This window comes from Bradyrhizobium sp. UFLA05-153, from assembly GCF_054185185.1.
The window spans coordinates 46,987-66,153 of the sequence record NZ_JBBIAM010000033.1 but is presented as its reverse complement, the minus strand read 5'-3'; the positions used below and the strand labels follow the sequence as shown (position 1 = coordinate 66,153).

The window sequence follows — 19,167 nt, the reverse complement described above, 5'->3', positions numbered from 1 at the left end:
CGGCGCGGCGTCGCGGGCAGGGCCCGCGTGTCGGATATCGTAGTGCGCCGTCGTCATGGTCGTCAGCGTTTTCGCAGGATGACGTGATAGTCGCCGCGTCGCACGTCGGTGCCGCGCGGCAGCATGAAATTCAGCACCGCTACGCCGGCATCGACGAGAGCGGCGAACAGCGGCTTGCGCTTGCGCATCTCGGGATAGCGCGGGCTTTCGACCTCGCGGCGGTAGATCGTCTCGAGCCCGTGCGCATCCGCAAATGCTTCGAGATTGGGAAGCGTCACCAGCGGGTGGAAGAAGGTCGGGAACGGCGCTTCGCCCGGCTCGCCTGCATTCTTGATGCCGCGGACATGGCGGTAGAACCAGACGTGGAACCAGTGCGGCGAATATTTGGTGACGACGCCGGACAGCGAGCGCGGATTGGGCGCGCCGATCAGGATCATCCCGCCGCGCCTCAACGCCTCGCAGAAATTCTTCAGCGCGGCCTCGACGTCGGGCAGATGCTCGATCACGTTGTAGCAGATGACGAGATCGACACTCTCCGGCCTGAAGCGGTAGGTCTGGACGTCGCCGAGGATCGCTTCCTGGGCATAGTCGTTGTTGCGGATCTGGTCCTCGTCGATATCGACGACGGTGACGTGGCCGCGGTTGAGGATCTCCAGCGGCAGGAAGCTGCTGGAGCCGCCGCCGGCCTCGTAGATCGCGAGCTGACCTGGCGGCAGCTCGCGGCGCAGGACGTCGTGAACGGCGAGCAGGCTGTCGCGCGCCTCGCCCGAGACGAGGTCGAGCAGTGCCTTTGTGTGTGCCGGCGGAGTTATGGCGCTCGCATCAATGCGGGTCGTAGTCGCGAAATCGATCGTGGCTTGTTTATTCATGTTCTTCAATCGCGCGGGTTCGTTTCAAATTACAGGGAATCTCTCGCACGCTCGAAGAGCAAATTCGATGCCGCCGGAGCGCGATTGGTTGCGGTGCTTACGGTTGAGTTAATGCGAGGGTCCGTTAACTACGGCATCGTCCGCATCGTACCGCGGCTGCGCGCTGGATCGAAAATTGCAGAAGCACCTCGACGCAAATTCGCAAGGAAAAACCGTGAAAGCGGCGATGTGGATGACGATGAGCTTGCAGGCGAGGCCGGATCCCGCGGTTTACGCACCTGCACCGCGCCCAACGGCGTCATTCGGCATGAGGCAACGTTCCGCGGGACAGCGCCATATTGGGACATCTGTGTTTCGCAGCAAGCTTGCTGTGCCGTCCTGGAGCAGGGGTTTTTCAACACATCTCGGCCATTCAACGATATCATGACCCTGATCCCGACCGAGCTGTCCACGAGCCGCATCACCGACGCCGTGCGCGACCCCAACCGGGAGATTGCCGCGAGTTCGCGCGTTCTCGACCTGTCGGTCGGCACCGTCGTCTGCATTCCCTGCTTTCGCCGGCCGCAGCATTTGCGGCTGACGCTGGAATCGCTGGCGGGCCAGCGCACGCCGCGCTCCTTCGCCGTGGTCATGGTGGAGAACGACTTCGCGCGGCGCGAGAGCGCGCCGGTCGCCGCCGAGTACCTGGATGCCGGAAAACTTCAAGGCATCTGCCTGGTCGAGCAGCGGCAGGGCAATTGTCAGGCAATCAACGCAGCCTTCGAGACCGCGCAGATGTTGTTTCCGCTAGCCACCCGCTTCCTGATGATCGACGACGACGAGATCGCCTCGCCCGACTGGCTCGAGCTGATGGTTCGTACTGCGGAAGCGACCGGCGCGGACGTGGTCGGCGGTCCGGTGCTGCCGCTCTTCGACGACGACAGCAAGCCGTGGCTCGCGCGCCATCCCGCTTTCTGTCCGGCCTATGATTACAGCGGCGCGGTGCCGCTGATCTATGGCTGCGGCAATTGCCTGATCACGCGTTCGGTGTTCGACCGGCTCGGCACTCCGGCCTTCGACCTCCGATTCAATTTCCTCGGCGGCGGCGACTGCGATTTCTTCGTGCGGTGCCGGAACGCCGGCATGACATTCCACTGGACCGCGGAAGCCGTAATCACCGAGACCGTGCCGCATGGCCGGACCAGCCTCGTCTGGATCGCAAAGCGTGGCCTGCGCATCGGCGCGATCAACTATCGGGTGCAGTTCAAGGCGGCAAAGACTGCGGCGGCGCGAACGCGTGTCTTTACGGCGATGCTGGGAAGACTGCCGCTGTCGCTGGTCCGCGCGGCGCGCTTGTCGTTCACGACCAAAGCCGTCGTCGCGATGCATCCCGTGATGGTCGCGTTCGGCAGCGCGCTCGCAGCCTTCGGCATCGAGCAGCGGCCGTATGAGGCCTCGAAGATCGTCTCCTGAAGCCTAGATACCGAAGCGGGCGAGAACGAGCTTCGCGAGCGATCGCGGCAGCGCGGTGAGCGACCGCTGCCCGACCATGCGCATATAGCTCAGGGCATCGCCATAGCGTCCGAAGCGGACGGCCTGGGTCGCCGCATAGGTGATGAGATGGATCTCGGCCGCCTGCCGCAGGCCCGGCCGGCTCTCCGGCGCGAGCTTGCCGAGGATCAACTCGTCGGCAAAGATGCGCTCTACTGCCGGAAAGAAGTCGCGCGGCGAGCGCGCGGCAGCGTTCATGGTGTTGGCAGTGTGGAGGCGATAGTCGAGCAGCAGCGCAGGCACGAACTGGAAGTCGCCGATCGCGGCCAGACGGCACCAGCAATGCCAGTCCTCGCAAAACTTGAGCCGCTCGTCGAACCCGCCCGACGTCCGGAACGCGTCAGCGCGCACCAGCATGATGCCGCCATTGACGATGAAGTTGCCGCGCGCGAGCCGCGCGAGCACATCGCCTGACGGCTTCTTGCGTCCTTGCAGGAGGTCGCGCCGGCCGATCGGCCGTCCATCACTGTCGATCAGATCGTAGTCGCCATAGACGAGGACGGCGGCGGGCGCGGCCTTCGCGGCCGCGACCAGCGTGGCTACTGCGCCGGAGCGTAGACGATCGTCGGCGTCGAGGAACAGCAGCCAATCTCCGTGTGCGGTGCGTGCGCCGAGATTTCGCGCCGCCGAGACGCCCGTGAGCTCGTTCGCGACCAGGTGCAGCCGGCTGTCGCGGATGGATCTGACGATCGCTACGGTGTCGTCGCTCGAGCCGTCGTCGATGACAATGACTTCGCCGACATCCGCGCTTTGCGCGAGCGCGCTGTCGATCGTCTCGCGGATATAGGCGGCGGCGTTCTTGGCGGGAATGACGATGGAGACGAAGCTGGCCGAACGTGCAGTGCGATTGGCGCGCTCCTCGGCGGGCGACGGCTCGCCCAGCGGTGGGTCAAGGATGGCGCCGGTGGTGGTCAATTTGACGCCTCGTCGTCTGGAGCTGCGTTTTTAATGGTTCGTTAACCAGGCCGCATATGGGCCCCGGCGCCGCACGATGGCGGCTTGGGTCGCCACTGATGATAGCCAGATAAGGGTCAAAGCTTTGCAGCAAAGGCCGCTCAAAGCCGGCTTTTGCATATTAGCGTTAAACCCCCGACGCGAGGCGTGTCCGGCAAGCCTGCTGGTTGACGAAAGGTTAGCACGGGTCGGTTAAGGGTGACCGATGGATCGCAGTGCCGCTGACATGACTGGCGTTGGGGCCCGGCCGCTCGGTCAGGGCCTGCGCGCATTCGTCGCCGGGCTCAACGTCCTCGAGGCCGCGCGCTGCGTCCTTGCCGTTGCGGCGCTGCTCCTGGTGCTGGTGACGCTGGAACCGTTCCCGGATTTGCGCAATGCCGACCTCGCCACCGCCGCCTCGGGCCGGATGGCGCTGTCCTATATCGCCTTTGCGGGGCTCGCCGCCGCTGCCGTGCTCTTGACGTTCGCGCAAGACGCGCCGTCGCTTAAGACCCTCGTGACGCCGCTGCATCTCTGTTTCGTCGGCTGGATGCTGATCAATATCGTCTTCTCGGAGAACCGCGGCGTGTCCGCGCAGCGTTTCGTGCTGACGGCGAGCGTGTCGGCGCTCGCCATCCTGCTGCCGCTGCTGCCGCCGACGCAGAAGAGCTTCAACCGGTGCCTCGGGCTCGCCGCCCTCGTGCTGCTCGCTTTGTGCTATCTCGGCGTCATGCTGGCGCCGCAGCTCTCGATCCACACCGCGGCCGATATCACCGAGCCGCAGCTTGCCGGCGACTGGCGCGGCACTTTCGGCCACAAGAACGTCGCCTCGCCGGTGATGAGCTGCCTCGTCTATCTCGGCATCTATCTCACCGCCGTCGGCTCCTTGGTGATGGGACCCGTCATCGCAGCGCTTGCCGGCATCTTCCTGATCTTCACCGGCGGTAAGACCTCGTCGGTGCTGTGTCTCGTGATCTACGTGCTGGCCTCGGTCGTTTACCTTACCCGCAGCCTCTGGCTGAAGCGGCTGATCTGCCTCGCGCCGCTGATCGTGATGAACCTGCTCACCGTCGGCAGCGTCGCAAGCCCTACACTGGCGTCGATCACCCGGGCCCTCCCGGTCGATCCCACCTTCACCGGCCGCAGCGACATCTGGGAGTTTGCGCTCACCGCGGTGGCCGAGAAGCCGATCCTCGGCCATGGCTACGCGGCGTTCTGGGACGACGTCACCGAGCGGCAGACCGCAAAAGGCGCCGAATGGGCGGTGTCTGCGGCGCATAGCCACAACAGCTATCTCGATCTCGCCGTCACCATCGGCCTGCCCGGCCTTTTGCTCGTGATCCTGATCTTCGTCTTCACCCCGCTCAACAATTTCCAGGCGGCGCAGCGCGGCAGTCGCAGCGGCGCGCTAGCAAAGCTCTTCCTGACGATCTGGCTGTTCGGCCTGTATTACGGGACGACCGAGACGTTCCTGCTCGACCGGCAGAATCCAACCTGGTTCATGTTCGTGCTCGCGGCCGCCGGCCTGCACTTTCTTGCCAGGTTCCAATGCGTGGACAAGGCGGAGTCCTGAGCCGCCGACGGCTTGTCGCAGGGCGACGAGGCTCCGTACGTCTCAGATCGGGACACGAGCCGTTCTGCGTGGGAGCGCGACGGTATCAGCTTAACGATAAGCAGCGACGTAACTTGTGGTTGGCGACAAAACGTTATTCATCTGGAAACGTTCAGCAACTGTGTGCCCAGGGCGGATGGCGTTTCTCAGCGTCGAGCAACTAGACGGTCGGGTGACCAGCGCGTCCGGAATCGCGGTCGATTTCGTGCGCGACTGGAAGCAGGCCGCGTCGCGCCTGGGTGCGGGCCATCGCACGGCATTCCAGCATGGTGACTGGCTCGCCGCCTGGTACGACGCATTCCGTAACGTCTCTCCGCTGATCGCCGTGATCTCGGATGCCGCGAACGGCGGGGCCATCGCGCTGGTGCCGATGATCAGCCGCAGCAAGGGCGGCGTACGCATCGTCGAGTTCGCCGATCTCGGCGCGTCCGACAACAACGCGCCGATTCTGGCGCCAGGCGCCGCATGCGATGCGGCCGGCGCGCGCGCCATCGGCGATGCCCTGGTTACTGGCTTGCGCACGTTGCCGGATCGCTTCGATCTGTTGCGCTTGCAGAAGATGCCGGCCTATGTAGGCGGCAAGCCGAACCCGCTGGTGTCGCTCGGCCGTGTCGGATCCTGCTCGCTCAATGGCAATCTGGTGCTGACGGGCGACGATTATTCGGACTACCGCACCTCGATCAAGCGCATGCAACTGCCTCGCTGCTGGCGCGTCTTCAGCCGTCACGCCGGCGCGCGTTTCGAGATCGCGACCGATGTCGATCATGCGCTGATGTTACTCGATGCGATGGACGTCCAGCAGCAGCGGCGCATGAAGCAGCTCGGGCGAAAATTCGTTCTCAGCGACGAGACTCACGCGAAATTCTATCGCGACGTGGTCCGGCAGGGCGTTGCCGAAGGCTATGCGATCGTCTCTGCGCTGGTGTGCGACGAGGGCATCATCGCGACCTCGCTGGGGTTGAGATACGGCGCGACCTACTATCTGCTGCGCATCAGCAATGCCGGCAGGCCGTGGTCGGCCTGCTCGCCGGGTCTGCTTGTGACCGAGCGGACGATGGCGGCCTTGCACCAGCAGGGCGTGCGCCGTTTCGATCTCAGCATCGGCAATCACGACTACAAGCGTCGCTTCTGCGCCGTGCCGCTCCCGCTGACAGACGTCAGCGTCGCGTTGTCCTGGCGCGGCGTGCCCTATGCGCTGCGCGATCATGCAGCCCAGGGCCTGCGCCGCCATCCGCGGCTAGCCGCTCTTGCGAACCGCGCGATGGGCAACGCTGCGCGCTAGCCGGGCACACTTCACTGTCCCGTGCATTCGGCGCAATGAAGCCGGCCGCGCGAGGCGCGGAACAGGCCGCGGCAATACCAGCGCCGGGCCAGTGCCTGGACGGGCTTGCGGATAATCTGCGCCATCAGAAGAATTTCGAAGGCCATGCGTTGCTCCTGCACGCTGAGATGGGGCGGCATCCGCAAAAGAGAACGCCGCCCCGAACGCATCAGCCATGCAGCTTGTTCGCGGTCTCCGCGATCACGCGTCCTTGATAGCGCGCGCCGGCGAGCTCGTTGGCGCTGGGTTGGCGGCTGCCGTCGCTGCCGGTGATCGTGGTGGCGCCGTAGGGCGCGCCTCCCGTCACTTCGTCCAGCTTCATCTGGCCGGCAAAACCGTAATTCAGGCCGACCACGACCATGCCGAAATGCAGGAGGTTGGTGATGATCGAGAACAACGTGGTCTCCTGGCCGCCATGCTGGGTCGCGGTCGAGGAGAAGGCGCCGCCGACCTTGCCATGCAGCGCGCCCTTGGCCCAAAGCCCGCCGGCCTGGTCCAGAAAGTTCGCCATCTGCGAGGACATCCGACCGAAGCGGGTGCCGGTGCCGACGATGATCGCGTCGTAATTCGCGAGGTCCTCGACCTTGGCGACCGGAGCAGCCTGGTCGAGCTTGTAATAGGAGGCCTTGGCGACCTCGGCCGGCACGAGCTCGGGCACGCGCTTGATATCGACGGTGGCGCCTGCCTCGCGCGCGCCTTCGGCAACCGCGTTGGCCATCGCTTCGATGTGGCCGTAGGCGGAATAATAGAGGACGAGAACTTTAGCCATGGGTGGTCTCCGTTGTGATCGATGTTGAAAGAAATGCTGGGCCGTCATGCCCGGGCAAAAGCGCGAAGCGCGTCTTCGCCGCAGAAGTCCCGGGCATCGACGTACTTGTTTTCCGTGCAGAGAGGCGTGGATGGCCGGGACATAGGCGAGCGGAAGCGACACCGTCCTACGGACGGCTATGCCCGGCCATGACGGAGAGCGTTGTTACGCCGCGTCGACCAGCACCAGCTCGGAGTCTTCGAGCGCCGTGATCTTCAGGCTCTCCTCGTCGCGAATGGCGGCGCCATCGCGGGCATTGATGCGTACGCCGTTGATCTCGACTGCGCCGGCGGCCGGCACGAGATAGAGGTGACGCGAGCCTTGCGGCTCGTACTCCGCGCTCTCGCCTGCCTTCAGCGTGGTCGCGAGCACCCGCGCATTGGCGCGGATCGGCAGCGCCTCCTTGTCGGCCTGAAAGCCGCTGGCGATGGTGACGAGCTTGCCGTTGCGGTTTGCCTTCGGAAACGGTTTGGATCCCCACGTCGGCTGGCCGCCGTGCCCGACCGGCTCGATCCAGATCTGGAAGATCTTGGTCTTCGTCGGCTCGAGATTGTACTCGGAATGGCGGATGCCGCTTCCCGCGCTCATCACCTGCACGTCGCCGGCTTCAGTGCGGCCCTTGTTGCCGAGGCTGTCCTGATGGGTGATCGCGCCTTCGCGCACATAGGTGATGATTTCCATGTTGGCGTGGGGATGAGCGGGAAAGCCGGTGTTCGGCGCGATCTCGTCATCGTTCCAGACGCGCAGTGCGCCGTGGCCCATGTTTTCGGGATCGTAATGGCCAGCGAAGGAGAAATGATGCTTCGCCTTGAGCCAGCCGTGATCGGCGCCGCCGAGCTTTGCGAAAGGTCTGAGTTCGATCATGTTCGTGATTCCTTGCTTGAATTTGTCTAGGTCCGGATCACGCGCCGAAGCCGCCATCGACGTTGAGCACGGTGCCGGTAACGAAGGAAGCTTCCGGGCTCGCCAGGAAGACGACGCCGGCTGCGACTTCCTCGGGCTGGCCGAAGCGCTGCAGCGCGTGCTGCTTGCGCTGGGTCTCGGCGAACTCGCCGCCGTCCTTCGGATTCATGTCGGTGTCGATCGAGCCGGGCTGCACCACGTTGACGGTGATGCCCCGCGGACCGAGATCGCGGGCCGCGCCCTTGGTGTAGCCGACCACTGCGGCCTTGGTGGCGACGTAGTCGGCAAGACCGGGGAACGAGGCGCGGTCGGCGAGCATCGAGCCGACGGTGACGATGCGGCCGCCTTCACCCATCAATTGCGAAGCGGTGCGGATCGCCGCGATCACGCCGTGCACGTTGACGGCATCTAGGCGCGCCAGTGCCGCGGTGTCGGCCTTGGGATCGTCGATGGCGCCGCCGGCGGCGACGCCGGCATTATTGACGAGGATGTCGAGACGGCCGAATTCCCTGGCGACGTCGTTGACAAGCTTTTCGACGTCGCCGACCGAGGCCTGGTCGGCCTTGAAGGCACGCGCCTTCACGCCCTTGGTCTTCAGTTCGGCGACCACGGCTTCGGCCTTGTCGGGCGAAGCGACGTAGCTGATGGCGACGTCGGCACCTTCATCGGCGAGAGCGCGGGCGGAGGCCGCGCCGATGCCGCGCGAGCCGCCGGTGACGAGAGCAACCTTTCCTGAGAGCTTCTTGATCATTGGATTTCTCCATTCCCTGAATGTCTGATGACCCCTTGGATATGCTGTCACCTGTGGTATAGAAATAGAAACTGTCGAAACGCATTGTTTCCATAAACGTCGCTGACGGGCTGGCACCCATGGCAAAACTTCCGGATTTCGAGGCGCTCGCGATCTTCGCAAAAGTCGTGGAATTACGGTCATTTGCAGCCGCCGCCGGCGAGCTTGCGATGTCGAAGGCGACCGTCTCCAAGGCGGTGACGCGGCTCGAGGAGCGGCTTGGTGCGCGGCTGTTCAATCGCACCTCGCGCCGGCTCGCGCTGACAGACGCCGGCCACAAGCTCGCCGAACGGGCGACGCGTTTGCTGGCCGATGGCGAGGCGGCGGAGAACGAGGCGCTGGCCCAGTCCGTCGCGCCGCGTGGGCTGGTGCGGCTCGCCGTGCCCATGACCTTCGGCGTGAAGGCGGTCGCGCCCTTGCTGCCGGAGTTCTTCCAGACCTATCCGGAGGTCTCGGTCGATCTGCACCTGAGCGATGCCACCATCGATCTGATCGGTGAGGGCTTTGATGCCGCGCTGCGCATCGCGCGGCTGCCGGATTCCTCGCTGATCGCGCGGCGGCTCTTCACCATGCCGCGCTACACGGTCGCCGCGCCGTCGTATCTCAAGCGCCACGGCCGGCCGACGCATCCGATGCATCTCGCCGAGCACAAATGCTTCAGCTACGCCTATCTCTCCACGCCCAACATCTGGCACTACACCAACAGTGCGGGCGAGCAGGCGAGCGTTCGTCCCGCAGGGCAGTTGCGCGTCAACAATGGCGAGGCGGTAATGCCGGCGCTGCTCGCCGGGCTCGGCATTGCCGATCTTCCCGAGTTCATCGTCGGTGAGGCCATCGCATCCGGCGAGGTAGAGGTGATCCTGAAGGACTGGAAGCAGGCCGAAGGCGCCGTGCATCTCGTCACCCCACCCGGCGGCCCGCGCCCCGCGCGCGTCGAGGTGCTTGCCGAGTTTCTCGCGGCAAAATTGCCGGGCACATGCAGGCGGCAGACGAAGAAGCGCGCGAAGGTGGGCTAGCTGGTAGAGAGAGTACGCTGCTCCCATAACCTCGTCATTGCGAGCGCAGCGAAGCAATCCAGTGTCTTTCCGCGGTGGGGTTCTGGATTGCTTCGCTGCGCTCGCAATGACGTTGTGGAAGTAGGTGGAGCTAGGACAACTTCATCCCATCCCTGACAACCACGCGCAGATTCGGTTTCAGCGTTTCTTCCAGCTGCGCCTTCAGCTCATGCACTCGCGGATCGCTCGAGCGCGCGGTGCAGGCTGAATATTGATTGACTGATAGCACCAGCGCGCGCCGTGCCTCCGGCGTTCGCGTCAGATCCGGCTTTGCAAGCCGCAGCACAATGTCGGCGAGATTCACCAGCATCTCGTCCAGTGCGCCATCGATCGTGCCAATCTCGTTCATCCCGTGGTCTCCCGCGAATTCAATCACGCGCGGCGGGATCCGTTCCTGCGCTTTGAGATGCAGGGATAACAGTTCGCAAATGTTGCCATCGCTTGGCACCAAATGCACAGATGCGGCACGGTGGTACCTTCGTTCGTGCGCGTCGTCGCGCTACTCTGCTGGAAACAACAAAGACGGGGGAGGGGCTGATTATGAACCGACGCGATCTCTTGCGTGCCGCGGCGCTTGCGCCGCTTGCACAAACAGCGCTGACGCGCGCCGCCTTCGCGCAAAGCTATCCCTCGCGCAACATCACCATGATCGTGCCGTTTCCGGCCGGCGGCCAAGCCGATCTTGCGGCGCGTCCCGTCGCGATGGCGCTGGAGCGCATCCTCGGCAAGTCGGTCATCGTCGACAATCGTGCCGGTGGCGCTGGCGGATCGATCGGCAATGCAGCTGCCGCGCGCGCCGAGCCGGATGGTTACACGCTTCTGATGACATTGTCCTCGCTCGCGGTGCTGCCGGAAGCGGACCGGCTGTTCAACCGGCCGGCCGCCTATGAGGTCTCGCAGTTCACGCCGATCGCGCGCGTGCTTGCCGATCCGACGCTGCTCGCAGTGCCGGCGTCGGCGCCGTGGAAGACCGTGCAGGAATTCGTCGACGACGCGAAGAAGCATCCCGGGCAGATCACCTACGGCTCGTCGGGGCCTTACGGCACGCTGCACGTTGCGATGGAGATGTTTGCCGTCAGCGCCGACATCAAGCTGCTGCATGTGCCATTCCGCGGCGCAGGTCCCGCACTGACCGCGATCCTCAGTGGTACCGTGCAGGCGATCGCGGCGGCGCCCGGCACGCTGAAGCCGCAGGTCGACGACGGCAAGCTGCGCGTTCTCGGCAATTGCGGCGCGCAACGCATCGCAAGCTTCCCCGACGTGCCGACTTTCCAGGAGCTCGGCTACAAGGACGTCGAGATGTATATCTGGGCAGGCCTGTTCGGGCAGAGCGCGCTTCCGGCACCGATCGTCGGCCGTTTGCGCGAGGCGATGGGGCAGGTGATGAAGAGCCCGGATGTCCTCAAGACATTCGAAGCCGCGGGCAGTCTCGTCGCCTATCAGGACGCGCCGGAGTTTTCGCAGTTCGTCGCGACCGACAGCGCGCGGCTGATCGCGGCGGTCAGGAAGATCGGCAGGGTGGAATAGGTTCCGTTGCTGCTTTCACATTTTGTTGTTGGTCCAGAACCTTCGCGCGCCTCATTGATTGAGGAGCGTTTGAGAGAAAATGAGAAGGATCGGGACATGCGAACAGGGCCGATTGCGCTCGGTGTGGCGCTTGCGATCGGCGGTACGGTCGCCGCGAGCGCCGTCTCTGCCGAGGAATATCGCGGCACCATGGAACAACAGATGGCCTGCACGCCGGATGTCTGGCGCCTGTGCAGCGACCAGATCCCCGACGTGAACCGCATCGTCGCCTGCCTGCGGCAGAACACGCCGCAGCTTTCGAGCGGATGCCGCGCAGTGTTCGAAGCCAACAACCAGGCGCCGCCGCCGCAAGTGCCGCGTGGCAGGACCGCGCCGCCGCGCTACAACAACGTGCCGCCGGCTCCTGCGGCGCCCCCGCCGCGGCCTTATTACGATGACGACTACTAGCGCGTCTGACGAATAGCGCGGCTTAAGGTCGGTGCTCGCAGACGTCGACCCATTCGGCACTGACCAGCTCGGCCATCCGGTCGGGTGCGATGCGCACCGCGCTGTGGGTTGAGCCCGCGGCCGGCACCACGATGTCGAATGCCTTCAGCGACACGTCGCAATAGATCGGCAGCGGTGCCTTCAGCCCGAACGGGCAGACGCCGCCGACCTCGTGGCCGGTGATGTCGGCGACCTCTTCGAGCCCCAGCATCTTCGGCTTGCCGCCGAACTGCGCCTTCACCTTCTTGTTGTCCATGCGCGAGGTGCCGCTCGCGACGATCAGGATGACGCGCTCGCCGATCCGCAAGGACAGCGTCTTGGCGATGCGGCCGGGCTCGACGCCATAGGCCTCGGCGGCAAGCGGCACCGTCGCGGAGCTGATCGGCGATTCGATGACGGTGATGTCGGGAGCTTTCTCGGCGAAGAAGTCGCGAACGGATTGAATGCTCATAGGCGGGTGGCAATCTCGGGCAGTTCGGAAAGTGAGCGGACGCGGTGATCCGGCGCAAGGCCCAGCTCGTCGATCTGGGTCCGGATCGCCTTGAACATCGTCAGCGGTGCCACGAGATCGCTCTCGACGCAAGCCAGTGCCATGGCTTCCGGTGTCACCCGCTCGATCCAGGCGACGTTCAGTCCGAACGCCTTGGCGCCCGCGACGTCCCACGGATTTGAGGAGATGAACAGCACCTCGTCGGGCCGCGTGCCGAGCACCTCGCCGATCAGCGCATAGGCTTGCGGGCTCGGCTTGAAGACCTTCTTCGCATCGACGCTGATCGTGGCATCGAGCAGATGATCAAGGCCCGAATTGTGTACGAGCGCATTGAGCATGTCCGGGCTGCCATTGGAGAGGATGGCCAGTTTTCGCGGCTTCAGCGCTGCAAGCGCGTCGGCCGCATCCGGATAGAGGTCGAGATGCAGATATTTCTCGGTCACGCGCTCGAACGCCTCGCGCTCGTAAGCGAGCCCAAGCACACGCAGCGTATAGGCGAGCGAGTCGCGCGTGACTGCGGCGAAATCCTGGTAGCGCCCCATCAGTGAGCGCAACCAGGTGTATTCGAGCTGCTTGATCCGCCAGACTTGCGTGATGATCTCGCCGTAGCCCGGGAACGCATCTTCGGTGATCTCCGCGACCGACTGGATGTCGTAGAGCGTTCCGTAGGCGTCGAAGACGACGGCTTTGATCGTCACGCTGACCTCTTGGCTAGATCCCCAACAGCTTGCGCGCGTTGGCCTTGAGCACTTTCGGCCGGATCTCGTCGCGGATGTCGATCTTGGCGAAATCGGCCAGCCACCGGTCCGGTGTGATCACCGGCCAGTCCGAGCCGAACAGCATCTTATCCTGAAGGATCGAGTTGATATAGCGCACCAGGATCGGTGGGAAGTATTTCGGCGACCAGCCGGACAGGTCGATATAGACGTTGGGCTTGTGGGTCGCGACCGACAGCGCCTCCTCCTGCCAGGGGAAGGACGGGTGGGCGAGGATGATCTTGAGGTCGGGGAAATCCGCCGCCACGTCATCCATGTACATCGGGTTGGAATATTTCAGCCGCATGCCCATGCCGCCGGGCATGCCTGAGCCGACGCCGGTTTGGCCGGTGTGGAACAGCGCGATCGCGCCGCCATTGTTGATCTCTTCGTAGAGCGGGTATGCCATTCGGTCGTTGGCGTAGAAGCCCTGCATGGTCGGGTGGAATTTGAAGCCGCGGACGCCGTATTCCTCGATCAGCTTGCGCGCCTCGCGCGCGCCCAGCTTGCCCTTGTGCGGGTCGATCGAGACGAAGGGAATGAGGACGTCGAGATGCTCGGAGGCGACCTCGAGCATCTCGTAATTGTTGTAGCGGCGGAAGCCGGTCTCGCGCTCGGCATCGACCGGGAAGATCACGGCGGCGATGTTCTTGGAGCGGTAGTACGCCGCGGTCTCCGGCACGGTCGGCGGATGCTTGTTCGGCGACTTGAAGTATTCCGCCATCTGCGCCTGGAAATCGTCATAGCCGTCGTCGGGGTGGCAGCCGCAGGGTTCCTCGGCGTGGGTGTGGATGTCGATCGCGACGACGTCGTCGATATTGGGCAGCTTCAGCTTGGGCATTGGTTTCCTCCCGACGGGTTGCCAAATTGATTATATCATATAACGAATTTGGCAAGGCTCGGCCGAAACGAGCCGCAGCCGGCAAATTGGACAGATCGGGCCGATCCGGCCGCTTTCCTACTTTGCATGGGGTTGTTTTCAAGAATTTGGTGGTTCGGAACGGGGCAGTTAACATTGACATCACCTCCTCCCATGCCTTAAGAACCGCCCCGTCCCGGGCGGTCGGTCCGCCAGCGGGAAAAATCTCATTTTGCCACATTCGCGCGTGCCGAAACGGTAGTGCCGAACACGGCCTTTCGAACGTTCAGGATTCTGCCATGAAGGTCCGTAACTCGCTGAAATCGCTGCGCGGTCGCCACCGTGCCAACCGCCTGGTCCGCCGCAAGGGCCGGGTCTATGTGATCAACAAGGTGCAGCGCCGCTTCAAGGCTCGTCAGGGCTGAGTTCCCTGCCGAGGGCCTTCGCGCTCCCCGCAAGACCACGGTTTCACACGACTTTGACGCCGTCCTTGCTATGCAAGGGCGGCTTTGCGCGTTTACACTTTCACCATGGCAGTGAGATTCTTGTCCGCGCATTTCCTCCGTCTGGCCGCCTTGCTGGTCGCGCTGACGGTCGTCACCCCCGCTTTCGCGCAGGATGATCCAACCGGTCCGCCCGTGAAGCAGAAGAAGCTTCCCGAGGCGCCGGCCAAGCTGCCCAAGGTCGACCGCACCAAGAATCTCGATTTCCTGTTCGGTGCGCTGAAGGCCGCGCCCGATGATGTCAGCGCCAAGCATGTCGAGGCGCGGATCTGGGCGATCTGGCTGCAGACCCCCAGCGATACGGCGGCACTGCTGATGACACGGGCCAAGGCGGCCGTGGACGCTCAGAAGGTCGACGTCGCGATCAAGCTGCTCGATGCCGTCATCAAGCTCCGCCCCGACTATGTCGAGGCCTGGAACCGGCGCGCCACGCTCTATTACATGCAGAACGATTACGGCCGGTCGCTCGCTGACATTCGCGAGGTGTTGATCCGGGAGCCGCGCCATTTCGGCGCACTCGCAGGTCTCGGCATGATCATGCAGGAGATCGGCGACGAGAAGCGCGCGCTCGATGCCTATCGCAAGGCGCTCGCCATCAACCCGCACCTCGATAAGATCCCGGATCAGGTCAAGTCTCTGACCGAGAAGGTCGAAGGGCGGGATATCTAGCCTCAACTCGATGTTGTTTTGAGCGACTGCGGAGCGTGGCCGTTAACCACGCGTCGAGCAGCCTCGCGGCGAGGGGATGTTTTTCCCACGCCGCCGGGATTAGCTGCATGGCAGCTACAATCGGAGCTGTGCGATGAAACGCGTGATCCTTGCGGGGGTGTTGTTGCTGGCGTCCGCAACGGCCTGTCTTGCTGACGGACTGTTCTGGGTGGTGGGCAACCGTGCCACCGGCAAATGCGAGATCGTGACCAGCAATCCCGTCATCATCGGCGACATCTGGTTCGGCGACGGTCCCTACAAGTCCAGGGCCGACGCCAAGCTTGCGAGGTCGACGATCCGTGCCTGTCCGAAGCCCGACCCCGACGAAGACGGCGGCAACGCGGACTAGGTTCGCCTAGTGCAGGATGTGGTCGCCGCGTTCGACGATGCTCCGGTCCGCGGCAGCGGCATAGAGTTTTGCAAGCTCGGCTTCGAGATGCTCGTTGATCAGGAGCAGCGCGCGTACCGCGCCGCGCAGATCACCACTGCAGCTCGCAACGATCTCGTCGATCGCAGCATCTTTTGATCGCAGACTCATCGAAAAAACCTCCAATCCAAAACAGAACAATCTGCCGGTCTTTCCCGCGTTCCTGTGGATTGCGTGGAGGATCGGCGCCCACCCGCGCTTAAGAGGTGGAACCGACCGTGGCGATTATATGGACGTGGCGATGACGGCCGCATGAACTGTCGCGGTTGGCCGCATGCTTTCAGGCGGCCATTGATTTTATTGATATTTTCCAAAGTTGAATTCTATTGATATCCACAGGCCGGGACCGTCAGCGGGACCCAAAGCCCGCGCCCCGAAAAGAAACCGCCGGACCTTGAGACCGTAACTGCCATGTGCCCTGGATCGCCCGGACCATCTCCATGATCGTAGTTTTCGTCGTGACGGCGCTCGTTGCGCTTGTCGCCGTCACGCTGGCCGGTGTTTGGGCCGTCGAGCGCGCCTTCCCGCCAAAGGGCGAGATGATCGAGGTCGCCGGTGCAACGCTGCACGTCGTCGATCTCGGCCCACGCGATGCTGCGTTGCCGATCGTCATGCTGCATGGCGCGAGCTCGAATCTGGAGGTGATGCGGCGTCCGCTCGGCGACCTTCTCGCCGAAAAGCATCGCGTGATCCTGATCGATCGTCCCGGCCATGGCTGGAGCACGCGGGCGCGGCTTAAGGATTCGACGGCCGAGGTGCAGGCGCGGATGGTCGACGAGGCGCTTGCCAGGCTCGGCATCGATCGCGCGGTCTTCGTGGTGCATTCCTGGAGCGGGGCACTCGGTGCGCGGCTTGCGCTCGATCATGCCGATCGTGTCGCAGGTCTCGTCATGCTGGCACCGGTTACCCATCCCTGGCGCGGCGGCGTCGGGCGCTACAATGAGATCATCGCAACGCCCGTGATCGGCCCGCTGCTCGCCTACACCATCACGCTGCCGCTCGGCTATTTGCTTGCAACGCCCGGCGCGCGGAACGTCTTCCTGCCGCAGATGATGCCGGACGGCTTCGTGCAGCATTCCGCGACGCCGCTGCTGCTCCGCCCGCGCGAGTTCATCGCCAATGCCTATGATCTGGTGACGCTGAAGGCGTCGGTGGCCGCGCAAGTCGCGCGCTATGGCGAGATTTCAGTGCCGACCGTGATCATCGCCGGCGAGCCCGACAAAACGGTGTCCACCAATATCCACGCCCGCCCGTTCGCCGCGACCGTGCCGAATGCGAAGCTGATCGTGCGGCCCGATCTCGGCCACATGGTGCAGAATGCGGTGCCGGACCTGGTAAGGACCGAGATCGAGGCGCTGATCGCCGCGATCACGTCCGAGAAGGCGGCCGCCGATTAGCGGCCGCCAAATCTGGCTGCGTTATGCCTCGTCCCGCTACTGCTTGATCTTCCCGTCCTTGTCGAACTGGGAGACGAAGGCCCAGAGATCGTTGATCTCCTTCTCGTTCTTGATGCCGGCGAACGCCATCTTGGTGCCGGGGATCTTGGCCTTCGGATCCTTGATGTATTCCTTGAACACCGCCTCGCCCCAGGTGATGCCGGAATTCTTGTTGGCGTCCGAATAGCTGTAGTCCGGCGCGGTGCCGGACTTGCGGCCGTCGAGGCCGTTGAGCTCCGGTCCGACCTTGTTCTTCGCGCCTTCGCCGATTGCGTGGCAGGCCAGGCACTTGTTGAACGACGTCTTGCCGGCTGCGGCGTCCTGAGCCATCGCTTTGGAAGATATGGCGTTGGATGCTGCGGCAGTCATGGCGAGGGCAACCAGCGCGCCGAAAGTCAGTTTTGTCATAGGATGCTCTTCGTCTCTTCCCGGGGTCAGATTGAGTGTCGTGGTTTTGGCAGGTCCGGTGCAGGTGGACAAGCCGCGAAAGTTTGACAGGTTTCGCGATAGCAGACTTGCCCCAGAGAGAACTTGCGCTGCAACAAAGCAATGCGACCTTCGGAGGACCTACCCAAAGACAGCAAGACATGATTGATTTGGCGGGACAATTTTCTCCGTCGGACGAAGGTTTCGTAACATGGCCATCATGATGCCCGCATCCGACCAGGCGGTGCTGGCGCGTCGCAGCGAGATCGTCGCCGCCTTGCGCGCGATCGTTCCCGGTGAAGGTGTGATCGACAATGCCGCCGAGATGCGGGTCTATGAGTCCGACGGGCTGACCGCCTACCGGCAGCCGCCGATGGTCGTGGTGCTTCCCGACACCACCGAGCAGGTCTCGCTTGTCCTGAAATATTGTGCCGAGCACGGTATCAAGGTGGTGCCGCGCGGCTCCGGCACCTCGCTGTCGGGCGGCGCGCTGCCGCTGGAAGACGGCGTGCTCTTGGGGCTGGGCAAGTTCAAGCGCATCCGCGAGATCGATTTCGACAACCGCGTCGTCGTCACGGAGCCCGGCGTCACCAACCTCGCAATCAGCCAGGCGGTCGCGCATGCGGGCTTCTACTACGCGCCCGATCCCTCGTCGCAGATTGCCTGCTCGATCGGCGGCAACGTCGCGGAAAATTCCGGCGGCGTGCACTGCCTGAAATACGGCATGACCACCAACAACGTGCTCGGCTGCGAGATCGTGCTGATGAGCGGCGAGGTCTTGCGCATCGGCGGCAAGGCGGCGGAGAATCCGGGCTACGACCTGATGGGCGTCATCACGGGCTCGGAAGGCCTGCTCGGCGTCATCACCGAGATCACGGTGCGCATCCTGCAAAAGCCGGAGACGGCGCGCGCGCTGATGGTCGGGTTTGCGCAAGTCGAGGCGGCCGGCGAATGCGTGGCGCGGATCATCGGCGCCGGCATCATCCCCGGCGGCATGGAGATGATGGACAAGCCCGCGATCCACGCCGCGGAAGCCTTCGTCCATGCCGGCTATCCACTCGACGTGGAAGCGCTCCTGATCATCGAGCTCGACGGTCCCGGCGTCGAGGTCGACGAGCTGATCAAGCGCGTCGAGACCATCGCGCAGGGCTGCGGCTCGACCACCTGCCAGATCTCGACTTCGGAAGCCGAGCGCAACCTGTTCTGGGCCGGCCGCAAGGCGGCGTTCCCCGCCGTGGGGCGCATCTCGCCCGACTATCTCTGCATGGACGGGACGATTCCGCGCGGCGCGCTGCCGAAGGCGCTGGCCCGCATCCGCGAGCTCTCGGAAAAGTACCGGCTCGGCTGCGCCAACGTGTTCCACGCTGGCGACGGCAATCTGCATCCCCTCATTCTCTACGATGCCAACAAGCCCGGCGAGATCGAGCGCGCCGAGGCGTTCGGCGCCGACATCCTGCGCGCCTGCGTCGAGTTCGGCGGCGTGCTCACCGGCGAGCACGGCGTCGGCATCGAGAAGCGCGATCTGATGGGTGACATGTTCACCGAGATCGACCTCAACCAGCAGCAGCGGCTGAAATGCGCCTTCGACGCGCAGGGCCTGCTCAACCCCGGAAAGGTGTTCCCGACCCTCCACCGCTGCGCCGAACTCGGCCGCATGCATGTGCATGCGGGCAAGCTGGCGTTTCGGGACATTCCGCGGTTCTGAGGCCCGGCATGTCGGTCCAGGTGG

At 64.0% G+C, this 19,167-nt stretch carries 23 protein-coding genes; 11 read left to right on the top strand and 12 right to left on the bottom strand.

Features of this window, described 5'->3' with window-relative positions; all coding sequences use genetic code 11:
• Positions 1–62: 62 nt before the first annotated feature.
• The gene (locus Q2941_RS20990; RefSeq protein ID WP_458193605.1) at positions 63–869 is read right to left on the bottom strand and encodes a class I SAM-dependent methyltransferase; all 807 of its coding nucleotides are present in this window, start codon (positions 867–869) and stop codon (positions 63–65) included.
• Positions 870–1,292: 423 nt separating this feature from the next.
• Here Q2941_RS20990 and Q2941_RS20985 point away from each other — a divergent pair, with 423 nt between their 5' ends.
• Positions 1,293–2,321 (top strand): glycosyltransferase family 2 protein, encoded by a 1,029-nt coding sequence (locus Q2941_RS20985; RefSeq protein WP_458193604.1) that lies wholly within the window; start codon positions 1,293–1,295, stop codon positions 2,319–2,321.
• Between the two features lie 3 nt (positions 2,322–2,324).
• On the opposite strand, the gene Q2941_RS20980 is transcribed toward Q2941_RS20985, so the two are convergent.
• Positions 2,325–3,314 (bottom strand): glycosyltransferase, encoded by a 990-nt coding sequence (locus Q2941_RS20980; protein WP_371933026.1) that lies wholly within the window; start codon positions 3,312–3,314, stop codon positions 2,325–2,327.
• A gap of 244 nt (positions 3,315–3,558) precedes the next feature.
• Here Q2941_RS20980 and Q2941_RS20975 point away from each other — a divergent pair, with 244 nt between their 5' ends.
• Entirely contained in the window at positions 3,559–4,905 is a 1,347-nt protein-coding gene (locus Q2941_RS20975; RefSeq protein ID WP_027524997.1) for an O-antigen ligase family protein, read from the top strand.
• Positions 4,906–5,080: 175 nt separating this feature from the next.
• Positions 5,081–6,226: a GNAT family N-acetyltransferase gene (locus Q2941_RS20970; RefSeq protein ID WP_458193603.1), complete on the top strand. Its 1,146-nt coding sequence runs from the start codon at positions 5,081–5,083 to the stop codon at positions 6,224–6,226.
• A gap of 11 nt (positions 6,227–6,237) precedes the next feature.
• On the opposite strand, the gene Q2941_RS20965 is transcribed toward Q2941_RS20970, so the two are convergent.
• The 4 genes from Q2941_RS20965 to Q2941_RS20950 form a co-directional block, all read right to left on the bottom strand.
• A complete protein-coding gene (locus Q2941_RS20965) occupies positions 6,238–6,372 on the bottom strand; it encodes a hypothetical protein (protein WP_256375304.1) in 135 nt (44 codons plus the stop codon).
• A 62-nt stretch (positions 6,373–6,434) separates the two neighbouring features.
• Positions 6,435–7,034, bottom strand: a complete 600-nt coding sequence (gene wrbA, locus Q2941_RS20960; protein ID WP_458193602.1) for an NAD(P)H:quinone oxidoreductase — start codon at positions 7,032–7,034, stop codon at positions 6,435–6,437.
• A gap of 204 nt (positions 7,035–7,238) precedes the next feature.
• A complete protein-coding gene (locus Q2941_RS20955) occupies positions 7,239–7,937 on the bottom strand; it encodes a pirin family protein (RefSeq protein ID WP_458193601.1) in 699 nt (232 codons plus the stop codon).
• Between the two features lie 37 nt (positions 7,938–7,974).
• Complete coding sequence (locus Q2941_RS20950) at positions 7,975–8,727, bottom strand: SDR family NAD(P)-dependent oxidoreductase (protein ID WP_458193600.1); 753 nt, start codon at positions 8,725–8,727, stop codon at positions 7,975–7,977.
• 119 nt (positions 8,728–8,846) lie between these two features.
• Here Q2941_RS20950 and Q2941_RS20945 point away from each other — a divergent pair, with 119 nt between their 5' ends.
• A complete protein-coding gene (locus Q2941_RS20945) occupies positions 8,847–9,782 on the top strand; it encodes a LysR family transcriptional regulator (protein WP_027525002.1) in 936 nt (311 codons plus the stop codon).
• A gap of 130 nt (positions 9,783–9,912) precedes the next feature.
• On the opposite strand, the gene Q2941_RS20940 is transcribed toward Q2941_RS20945, so the two are convergent.
• Entirely contained in the window at positions 9,913–10,170 is a 258-nt protein-coding gene (locus tag Q2941_RS20940; RefSeq protein ID WP_254113714.1) for a hypothetical protein, read from the bottom strand.
• A gap of 191 nt (positions 10,171–10,361) precedes the next feature.
• Here Q2941_RS20940 and Q2941_RS20935 point away from each other — a divergent pair, with 191 nt between their 5' ends.
• Together Q2941_RS20935 and Q2941_RS20930 are read left to right on the top strand one after the other, a co-directional pair.
• Positions 10,362–11,348, top strand: a complete 987-nt coding sequence (locus Q2941_RS20935) for a tripartite tricarboxylate transporter substrate binding protein (protein WP_254110838.1) — start codon at positions 10,362–10,364, stop codon at positions 11,346–11,348.
• A 96-nt stretch (positions 11,349–11,444) separates the two neighbouring features.
• On the top strand, positions 11,445–11,795 hold the full coding sequence (locus Q2941_RS20930; protein WP_458193599.1) for a hypothetical protein: 351 nt from the start codon (positions 11,445–11,447) through the stop codon (positions 11,793–11,795).
• A 22-nt stretch (positions 11,796–11,817) separates the two neighbouring features.
• Here the strand turns inward: Q2941_RS20930 and Q2941_RS20925 are convergent, their stop codons facing one another.
• Genes Q2941_RS20925 through Q2941_RS20915 form a run of 3 tightly spaced genes read right to left on the bottom strand, consistent with a single transcriptional unit; the run spans position 11,818 to position 13,920 of the window.
• Positions 11,818–12,285, bottom strand: coding sequence for a YbaK/EbsC family protein (locus tag Q2941_RS20925; protein ID WP_254110842.1), 468 nt, complete (start codon positions 12,283–12,285; stop codon positions 11,818–11,820).
• Entirely contained in the window at positions 12,282–13,022 is a 741-nt protein-coding gene (locus tag Q2941_RS20920; RefSeq protein WP_027525007.1) for a haloacid dehalogenase type II, read from the bottom strand. Before Q2941_RS20920 ends, Q2941_RS20925 begins: the two co-directional genes overlap by 4 nt.
• 13 nt (positions 13,023–13,035) lie before the next feature.
• Positions 13,036–13,920, bottom strand: coding sequence for an amidohydrolase family protein (locus Q2941_RS20915; RefSeq protein ID WP_027525008.1), 885 nt, complete (start codon positions 13,918–13,920; stop codon positions 13,036–13,038).
• 317 nt (positions 13,921–14,237) lie between these two features.
• Between Q2941_RS20915 and ykgO the strand changes: the two genes are divergently transcribed.
• The 3 genes from ykgO to Q2941_RS20900 all read left to right on the top strand — a co-directional run bounded on the left by ykgO (position 14,238) and on the right by Q2941_RS20900 (position 15,498).
• Positions 14,238–14,363, top strand: coding sequence for a type B 50S ribosomal protein L36 (gene ykgO, locus Q2941_RS20910; RefSeq protein WP_006611362.1), 126 nt, complete (start codon positions 14,238–14,240; stop codon positions 14,361–14,363).
• A 105-nt stretch (positions 14,364–14,468) separates the two neighbouring features.
• A complete protein-coding gene (locus tag Q2941_RS20905) occupies positions 14,469–15,110 on the top strand; it encodes a tetratricopeptide repeat protein (protein WP_254110844.1) in 642 nt (213 codons plus the stop codon).
• 133 nt (positions 15,111–15,243) lie between these two features.
• Positions 15,244–15,498 carry a hypothetical protein gene (locus Q2941_RS20900; protein ID WP_458193598.1) on the top strand — a complete coding sequence of 85 codons (255 nt, stop codon included), beginning with the start codon at positions 15,244–15,246 and terminating at the stop codon, positions 15,496–15,498.
• 6 nt (positions 15,499–15,504) lie between these two features.
• Here the strand turns inward: Q2941_RS20900 and Q2941_RS20895 are convergent, their stop codons facing one another.
• The gene (locus tag Q2941_RS20895) at positions 15,505–15,687 is read right to left on the bottom strand and encodes a hypothetical protein (RefSeq protein WP_027525011.1); all 183 of its coding nucleotides are present in this window, start codon (positions 15,685–15,687) and stop codon (positions 15,505–15,507) included.
• Positions 15,688–16,016: 329 nt separating this feature from the next.
• On the opposite strand from Q2941_RS20895, the gene Q2941_RS20890 reads away from it, so the two are divergent.
• Positions 16,017–16,973 carry an alpha/beta fold hydrolase gene (locus Q2941_RS20890; RefSeq protein ID WP_027525012.1) on the top strand — a complete coding sequence of 319 codons (957 nt, stop codon included), beginning with the start codon at positions 16,017–16,019 and terminating at the stop codon, positions 16,971–16,973.
• A gap of 36 nt (positions 16,974–17,009) precedes the next feature.
• Here the strand turns inward: Q2941_RS20890 and cycA are convergent, their stop codons facing one another.
• Entirely contained in the window at positions 17,010–17,420 is a 411-nt protein-coding gene (gene cycA / locus Q2941_RS20885; RefSeq protein ID WP_027525013.1) for a cytochrome c-550 CycA, read from the bottom strand.
• 229 nt (positions 17,421–17,649) lie between these two features.
• On the opposite strand from cycA, the gene Q2941_RS20880 reads away from it, so the two are divergent.
• Positions 17,650–19,143 carry an FAD-linked oxidase C-terminal domain-containing protein gene (locus Q2941_RS20880; RefSeq protein WP_458193597.1) on the top strand — a complete coding sequence of 498 codons (1,494 nt, stop codon included), beginning with the start codon at positions 17,650–17,652 and terminating at the stop codon, positions 19,141–19,143.
• Positions 19,144–19,167 lie beyond the last annotated feature (24 nt).

Coding starts and splice junctions, on each gene's coding strand:
- Q2941_RS20990 (WP_458193605.1), bottom strand. CDS start 869: ATGAATAAACAAGCCACGATCGATTTCGCGACTACGACCCGCATTGAT.
- wrbA (WP_458193602.1), bottom strand. CDS start 7,034: ATGGCTAAAGTTCTCGTCCTCTATTATTCCGCCTACGGCCACATCGAA.
- Q2941_RS20940 (WP_254113714.1), bottom strand. CDS start 10,170: ATGAACGAGATTGGCACGATCGATGGCGCACTGGACGAGATGCTGGTG.
- Q2941_RS20950 (WP_458193600.1), bottom strand. CDS start 8,727: ATGATCAAGAAGCTCTCAGGAAAGGTTGCTCTCGTCACCGGCGGCTCG.
- Q2941_RS20985 (WP_458193604.1), top strand. CDS start 1,293: ATGACCCTGATCCCGACCGAGCTGTCCACGAGCCGCATCACCGACGCC.
- Q2941_RS20965 (WP_256375304.1), bottom strand. CDS start 6,372: ATGGCCTTCGAAATTCTTCTGATGGCGCAGATTATCCGCAAGCCCGTC.
- Q2941_RS20955 (WP_458193601.1), bottom strand. CDS start 7,937: ATGATCGAACTCAGACCTTTCGCAAAGCTCGGCGGCGCCGATCACGGC.
- Q2941_RS20900 (WP_458193598.1), top strand. CDS start 15,244: ATGAAACGCGTGATCCTTGCGGGGGTGTTGTTGCTGGCGTCCGCAACG.
- Q2941_RS20895 (WP_027525011.1), bottom strand. CDS start 15,687: ATGAGTCTGCGATCAAAAGATGCTGCGATCGACGAGATCGTTGCGAGC.
- Q2941_RS20880 (WP_458193597.1), top strand. CDS start 17,650: ATGGCCATCATGATGCCCGCATCCGACCAGGCGGTGCTGGCGCGTCGC.
- Q2941_RS20935 (WP_254110838.1), top strand. CDS start 10,362: ATGAACCGACGCGATCTCTTGCGTGCCGCGGCGCTTGCGCCGCTTGCA.
- Q2941_RS20905 (WP_254110844.1), top strand. CDS start 14,469: ATGGCAGTGAGATTCTTGTCCGCGCATTTCCTCCGTCTGGCCGCCTTG.
- cycA (WP_027525013.1), bottom strand. CDS start 17,420: ATGACAAAACTGACTTTCGGCGCGCTGGTTGCCCTCGCCATGACTGCC.
- Q2941_RS20975 (WP_027524997.1), top strand. CDS start 3,559: ATGGATCGCAGTGCCGCTGACATGACTGGCGTTGGGGCCCGGCCGCTC.
- Q2941_RS20925 (WP_254110842.1), bottom strand. CDS start 12,285: ATGAGCATTCAATCCGTTCGCGACTTCTTCGCCGAGAAAGCTCCCGAC.
- ykgO (WP_006611362.1), top strand. CDS start 14,238: ATGAAGGTCCGTAACTCGCTGAAATCGCTGCGCGGTCGCCACCGTGCC.
- Q2941_RS20945 (WP_027525002.1), top strand. CDS start 8,847: ATGGCAAAACTTCCGGATTTCGAGGCGCTCGCGATCTTCGCAAAAGTC.
- Q2941_RS20915 (WP_027525008.1), bottom strand. CDS start 13,920: ATGCCCAAGCTGAAGCTGCCCAATATCGACGACGTCGTCGCGATCGAC.
- Q2941_RS20890 (WP_027525012.1), top strand. CDS start 16,017: ATGATCGTAGTTTTCGTCGTGACGGCGCTCGTTGCGCTTGTCGCCGTC.
- Q2941_RS20930 (WP_458193599.1), top strand. CDS start 11,445: ATGCGAACAGGGCCGATTGCGCTCGGTGTGGCGCTTGCGATCGGCGGT.
- Q2941_RS20970 (WP_458193603.1), top strand. CDS start 5,081: ATGGCGTTTCTCAGCGTCGAGCAACTAGACGGTCGGGTGACCAGCGCG.